Here is a 6,128-nt window from a genome sequence, read left to right as displayed (position 1 = left end):
CTCCGCTGCAGCGTGATGAGCTCGCCCACGGGCCGCAGACCGCGGTGTCCCCGGCGCGGAGGGCGGGACCGGTGGGCATGGCGGATCGTCCTCAGCCCGTCGTCGTCACGACCTGCGCGGTGACGAGCACCGAGGCCGTGCACTGGCCGGGGTTCGGCCCGGCACCGCTCGCCGCCGCGCAGGTCATCGACGCGAAGAGCTGGTCGCCGTCGCCGAGCTGCACCGGGGTCACGAAGTGGAAGTCGAGGTCGCGGAAGTTCTCGAGGCCGCTCGTGAAGATCGGTGCGAGCACGTCCTGGTTCTCGAGCGTGATCGTGCCGGCGTCGCCGAACGGGTTGCTCACGAGGATGTCGGTGATGCGCAGCACGGAGTTCGGCGGCACCTCCCAGCGGTCGCTCTCGTCCGCGGCGCCGCCGGCCGGGTCGACGAGCTCGAACCGGAGGTCGACGTCGGAGCTCGTCGTCGTCGACACCGGCACGACCGGGGCCGGGGTCTCGCCGACGGCCTCGAGCGCCTGGTTCGCCTTCTCGGCGGCACTGTCGGCCTGTTGCGCCGCGGCATCCGACTTGTCATTGGCCTGCGCGAGCGGCTCCTCGACGGCGTTGCGCGCCGCCGACTCGATCGCGGGCTTCAGCAGCAGGAACCAGAGCGCGAGCAGGAGCAGCAGCAGGAGGAGCAGGGCGAGGAGGAGCTTCCACAGCCACTTCGGGAACACCCGTTCCTGCACGTAGCTGCCCGGCAGCACGATCGGCTCGACCTCCGTCGCCGTCGCGATCGCCGTGGCCGTCGCCGTGCCGGGCGTGCCGGCGCCCGTGCCCAACGCCGCCGCCCACGCCGCATCGGTGGCAGGCGGAGGAGCCTCGGGCACGACCGACACGGAGTACTGGTGCGTGACGGGGTCGCCGCGCCAGACCCAGGCGACCGGACGCAGGTCGATGTCGACGAACTCGGTGTGACCGGGGTCGACGGCCACCTCGGGCGAGGGCGTCGAGAGTCCCAGCCGGTCGGAGCTGGTCGCCGCGATCGAGGCGATCAGCTGCGTGTTGCCGCGGTTGTCGACGGCGACCCGCACGCGGTGACGACCTCGTCCGCGTGCGATCCTCGGGGTCAGCTCGGCCTCCGTCTGCGCGAACGGTAGCACCGTCAGCTCGGTCTCGGCGACGGCCATCGCATCGGGCTGCTCGACCGCCCTGGCGCGCACGCCGAGCGCCACCTCGCCGATCATGGACTCCGGCGACCGCGGGGCGAGCACCGTGACGGTGGCAGTCTCCGACTTGCCCGGGTAGATCGTGAGGGTGCTGGGCTCGACCGTCGCCCATGCCGCCACCTGCCCAACCGGCGCGAGCTCGAACGACTCGACGAGCAGCGTGTCGTTGAGCACGGTCAGCGTGAACGAGACCGGCGTGCCCGGATCGACCGACGCGGACGTCGGCGTGATGGTCGCGGTGGTGGCCATGGCGTCACGCTACGGCCGGCCAGCAGCGGCCGTGGAGCCCGCGCGGCCCGCCGCTCGCGCAACGAAGTTGCCCGTTGAGCGGGTGTTGAGTGCGCGAAGAGGATGCCCGGACATACTGTCCTCGAGCACCCCGCACGACCCGCAACCCGCACTTGCGAAGGAACGACCATGACCAGAACCACCGTGCGGGTCTATGCGCGCGACCCCATCTCCGAGGCGGGCGTCGCGAGCGCGCTCCGCCCGCGCCCCGAGGTGCGCGTCGTCGGGCCGCAGGAGGAGGAGGCGCCCGATGTGGTGCTCGTCATCTCCGACGAGGTCGACGACGAGACCCTCAACACCCTGCGCTTCCTGCGCCGCAACGGGTCGAGCCGGGTCGTGCTCATCTCGTCGCACCTCGACGACAAGGACCTCGTGCGCGCCGTCGAGAGCGGCGTCGTGGGGCTCGTGCGACGAGCGGATGCCACGACCGACCGCCTCGTGTCCGTCATCCTCACGGCGGCCGCCGGCGAGGGCGCGGTGCCGCCCGACCTGCTCGGCCGCCTCCTCGACCAGGTCGGCCGGCTGCAGCGCACGGTGCTCGACCCGCGCGGCATCACCTTCACCGGCCTCGCCGCCCGGGAGGTCGACGTCCTCCGGCTCGTGGCCGAGGGGTGGGACACCGCGCAGATCGCCACCAAGCTCTCGTACTCCGAGCGCACGGTGAAGAACGTGCTGCACGACGTCACCACCCGCCTGCAGTTGCGCAACCGCTCGCATGCGGTGGCGTACGCGGTGCGCGAGGGCCTCATCTGAGCGGATGCCGCGGGCGGCTGCCCGAAGGGCGGTGCCCGTCGGGCGGTGCCCGTCGGGGCACCCGCCCGTGCGCGGAAAGGTGCCCCGCGCCGGATGCCGGGAGCATCCGTCTCCCTCGAATCTGGATTGAGCGGAGGAGGAACGTGGAACGCGCGAGCTCATGGACACGGCTGCTCGCCGCGGTGGCGATCATCGCGGCGAGCGCGTCCGGCGTGTTCGTCGGGGCCGTCACGTTCACGCCGGAGCAGCCGTCGTTCGCCGTGGAGGAGGAACCCGAGCTCGGGTTCGAGGTGTCCGTCACGACCGACGTGGCGACGGTCGTGCCGGGGCAGGTGGTCCGCGTCTCCGTCGAGGTCGAGAACACCGGCGACGTCGACCTCGGCGCCGACGCCCTGATCGGGGTCCCGCTCTCGTGGGCCGGGTCCGGGTTCGAGCCTTCGCAGGCGATCGCCCCGAGCGGATGCGCCGCCTGGGGCGACGACGACTCCTTCGACCCGGCGGTGCCGGGGGCCACACCGCCGACGAGCGGGGATTCCTGCTACACGCCCGGGGCCGGGAGCCCGGGAGGAACGGCACGGTTCGAGGTCGCGTTCGTCGCCCGGTCGGCGACCGCGTCGACCTATTGGTTCACCGCGGCGGCGAGGACCATCTCCGAGACGGGATCGGGTGAGGAGGGGGACTTCGCCGACATCCCGGAGTCGGCGTGGGACGGTGACGACGCGTCGGTCGTGCTCGGTGCGTTCACCACGAGCGTGTCGATGCAGGAAGGCTTCGGCGGCGTCGGCGAGCCGATCACCGCGTACTACTCGGTCATTCAGACCGGCACGCTCTACGCGAGGTACGACGAGGACGACGACACCCCCGACCTCGCCGTCGACGTGCGGCTCGAGTGGCCGTCGGGTTTCACGGTGATCGACGACAGTGACGCCGTGCGCGCCTGCGACGGGGGCTTCGCCGGTGGCGTGTGCTCGATCACCACCTCAGGCGGGGCGGCCGCGAACGAGGGCTTCTGGATCCGATTCCTCGCACCGGCATCGACGCCGTCGAAGCAGGTCGACGGTGCCTTCACGATCGCCGGCGCCACGACCGGATGGTACAAGCGCATCCCATCGGTGCCGGCGCTCCGCGACTCGTCGCCCCCGGCGCCCGTGAGGCTCGCTGGTTGGCACGGCACCGGGCGGGGAAGGATGGCTCCGCCGCAGCCCTCGGATGCCACCGCGCTGCCCGCCGAGTGGATCATGTCCGACTCCGCCGCCTACAGCCTCCTTCGCGACGTCTTCCCGATCACGACGCAACTCGATGCCGCCGTCGGATGGCCGGGCGGGCCCGGCGTCGTCGCCACGTACGAAGTGGTGCACGACGCGGCGGTGACGATGTCGATCCCGAATGTCGAGGTCGCCTTCCGTCCCACCTGGCCGGCGTTCATCGAGCCGCTGGACGAACCCGATGGATGCGACGACTGGGAGGAGTCGACCTGGACCTGCACGGTCAGGGGTCTCGATGCGCCGGGCGCCTCGCCGGTGGTCACACTGCGGTTCGGGCCGTCCGACGTCCTCGGTGAGGGCATCATCAGCGCTGAGGGCGTGCGCGTGCGCCAGTCGTTCGGCCAGAACGAGTACCGTCCGCTGCCGACGTCCTGGATCGTGCCGTCAGGGCACCGATACGTGATCGACTCGCAGAACTTCACCGTTGCCGTCGAGTTCGACCGGGATCGGGGCTGGGCGAGTGGCCCGGATGCGAATGCGTTCGTCACCGTCACCTACGCCCGTGAGCTGCTCGTGAGCGCCGACCGGCCCATCGTCGGCCTCAGCTTCGACTGGTCGAGCCTCATCGGCCTCGTCGAACCACCCGGTGTGCAGGGGTGTGCACGGTACGAGGACGGACTCTGCACGATCACGGGGCTCGAGGGCATCGGAGACACCGCCGTCATCACGTTGCGATTCGGGATGCCCGCTGCCGACGTCGGAATCGCTACCCTCAGCGCCGTTCCGGTGTTCCTCCGGAACGGCAGCATCGACGACTACTCGGTGCTGCCCACCGCCTGGGTCGGCTCGGGATCGGACACGATCGGTATCGCCGATGCGCGCATCCCGCTCGACCTCGCACTTTCCAGTCCCGTGGGGTACACCGGCGGGAAGACGCTCGTCACGACGACGACGGTGCGGCACACGACCAGCCTCGCGGTGGACTCGGGGGTGTCCGGCGACCTGCCCGGCCTCGTGGTCGAGCTGCAGTACGACTGGCCCGGACATCTCGCCCTGATGTCGCAGACCGGCTGCACGATCTTCGTCGTCGCGACCCGTCGCTGCACGATCGTCGGGCTCGACGCCGTCGGCGCCGTCGCCGAGGTGCGCATGGTCTTCGCCATGCCGCCGCCCACCCTGCCGCCCGTGCCGGTGGTGCCATCGCGCACCGGTGACGTGGTCGTCGACGGCGTCGCGCTCTCGTTCGCCCCGCCTCCGGCGACCAGCCCGCCGCCACCCGATCCCGAACCCTGGCCGCCCGAGGGATGCTACATCGCCGAGAACGGCGAATGCGTGTGCGCCGGCGAGCTGAGCTTCTGCCCCGATGAGCCCGCGACGCCGCCCGAGGGACCCGCTGCCGAGCCCGTCGATGGAACCCTGCCGCCGTCGTGGATCGGCGAGGACCGCGAGCCGTTCACGGTGCTCCAGCCCAACCTGCGGGTGTCCCCGTCGGTGACCACGCCGGGTGAGGGCATCGGCGCGATCGGCACGTCGCTGCCCCCGAACGCCGCCGTCACGTTCCGATGGGAGGGCGCGACCACCGACACGCCGAGCGTGCGCTGGCCGGGCTCGGGCGACCCGACCTCGGCCCGCTGGTCGCTGCTCGTGCTGAGGTGGGAGCTGCCCGGCACCCGCACGCTCGTCATGCACAGCGTGGACGGCTTGTTCGGCGACATCCCGTCGAGCAACCGCCTGCTCGTCGCGCCGCGCTCGGCGATGGCGCCCAACCTGCTCGGGAGGGGCGGATGATCGGCGAGATCGACGACGCGCTGCGCACGCTCGTCAAGGAGTCCGACGGCATCGCCGCCGACGTGGACGTGGCGCTCGACGCCCCCACGAAGGACTGGGCGGCGCGCCGCAACGCGCCGACCGTCGACCTGTTCCTCTACGACATCCGCGAGGACGTGCGCCGGCGCGAGTACGGCTTCTCGGAGCAGCGCGACGACCGCGGCATCGTCACCCACCGCGCGCCCGCGCCGCGGTACTTCAAGCTCTCGTACCTCGTCACGGCGTGGACGCAACGGCCCGACGACGAGCACCGGCTGCTCGACGCCCTGCTGCGCTGCTTCATCCGCTTCGACGCCATTCCCGACGCGTTCATCATCGAGACCCTCGCCGAGACGGGACTGCGGTGCTCGATCACGATCGCGCAGCCGCCGCCCGAGGACCGGGCGTTCGCCGACGTCTGGTCGTCACTCGGCGGCGAGCTCAAGCCGTCGCTCGACGTCGTGGTCACCGCGCCGCTCAGCCGCTCGATCCTGTACCCCGCCGGACCGCCTGTCACCGGCGGCGTCACCGCCCAGCTCGACGCGGCGGGACTGGGGATCGAGGATGCCGCGTTCCGTGCCGCTCCGACGGGAGACTGAGATGATCGAGGACCCCAGCGTCGTGCACCTGCTGGGGCGGCTCGGCGCGATCGAGGACCGCATCCGGCGCCTGGTCGCCGCGCGTCGAGCGGCCGATCCGCAGCCCGACGACCCGTTCCGCGGGCTGTACCTCAGCGACGAGATGGTCGACCACGATCACGCGTCCGGCTCCCATGAGCCACGAGGACTTCGCCGCGAAGAGGCCGACGGGGCCCGCGCCGAAGACCACGACGGTGTCGCCCTCCTCGATGTCGCCGAGCTGCGCGCCGA

4 protein-coding genes and 1 pseudogene are annotated in these 6,128 nt (G+C 71.7%); 3 read left to right on the top strand and 2 right to left on the bottom strand.

All coding sequences use genetic code 11. The annotated features are described in order from the left end of the window. Positions 1-91 precede the first annotated feature (91 nt). The gene (locus tag GH736_RS15330; RefSeq protein ID WP_159604860.1) at positions 92-1,456 is read right to left on the bottom strand and encodes a COG1470 family protein; all 1,365 of its coding nucleotides are present in this window, start codon (positions 1,454-1,456) and stop codon (positions 92-94) included. Positions 1,457-1,624: 168 nt separating this feature from the next. Here GH736_RS15330 and GH736_RS15325 point away from each other — a divergent pair, with 168 nt between their 5' ends. From GH736_RS15325 to GH736_RS15315, 3 genes are all read left to right on the top strand, one after another. Next, positions 1,625-2,248 (top strand): response regulator transcription factor, encoded by a 624-nt coding sequence (locus GH736_RS15325; RefSeq protein ID WP_159604858.1) that lies wholly within the window; start codon positions 1,625-1,627, stop codon positions 2,246-2,248. 143 nt (positions 2,249-2,391) lie between these two features. Beyond that, the gene (locus tag GH736_RS15320; RefSeq protein WP_159604856.1) at positions 2,392-5,241 is read left to right on the top strand and encodes a COG1361 family protein; all 2,850 of its coding nucleotides are present in this window, start codon (positions 2,392-2,394) and stop codon (positions 5,239-5,241) included. Then, complete coding sequence (locus GH736_RS15315) at positions 5,238-5,858, top strand: DUF4255 domain-containing protein (protein ID WP_159604854.1); 621 nt, start codon at positions 5,238-5,240, stop codon at positions 5,856-5,858. Before GH736_RS15320 ends, GH736_RS15315 begins: the two co-directional genes overlap by 4 nt. Before the next feature lie 118 nt (positions 5,859-5,976). Here the strand turns inward: GH736_RS15315 and GH736_RS25115 are convergent. Next, a pseudogene (locus GH736_RS25115) lies at positions 5,977-6,128 on the bottom strand (glutathione-dependent formaldehyde dehydrogenase); the annotation flags it as partial.

The organism is Agromyces humi, from assembly GCF_009720255.1.
GTDB classification, from domain to species: Bacteria; Actinomycetota; Actinomycetes; order Actinomycetales; family Microbacteriaceae; genus Agromyces; species Agromyces humi.
This window is presented reverse-complemented; position numbering and strand designations above follow the sequence as displayed.

Coding starts and splice junctions, on each gene's coding strand:
- GH736_RS15325 (WP_159604858.1), top strand. CDS start 1,625: ATGACCAGAACCACCGTGCGGGTCTATGCGCGCGACCCCATCTCCGAG.
- GH736_RS15330 (WP_159604860.1), bottom strand. CDS start 1,456: ATGGCCACCACCGCGACCATCACGCCGACGTCCGCGTCGGTCGATCCG.
- GH736_RS15315 (WP_159604854.1), top strand. CDS start 5,238: ATGATCGGCGAGATCGACGACGCGCTGCGCACGCTCGTCAAGGAGTCC.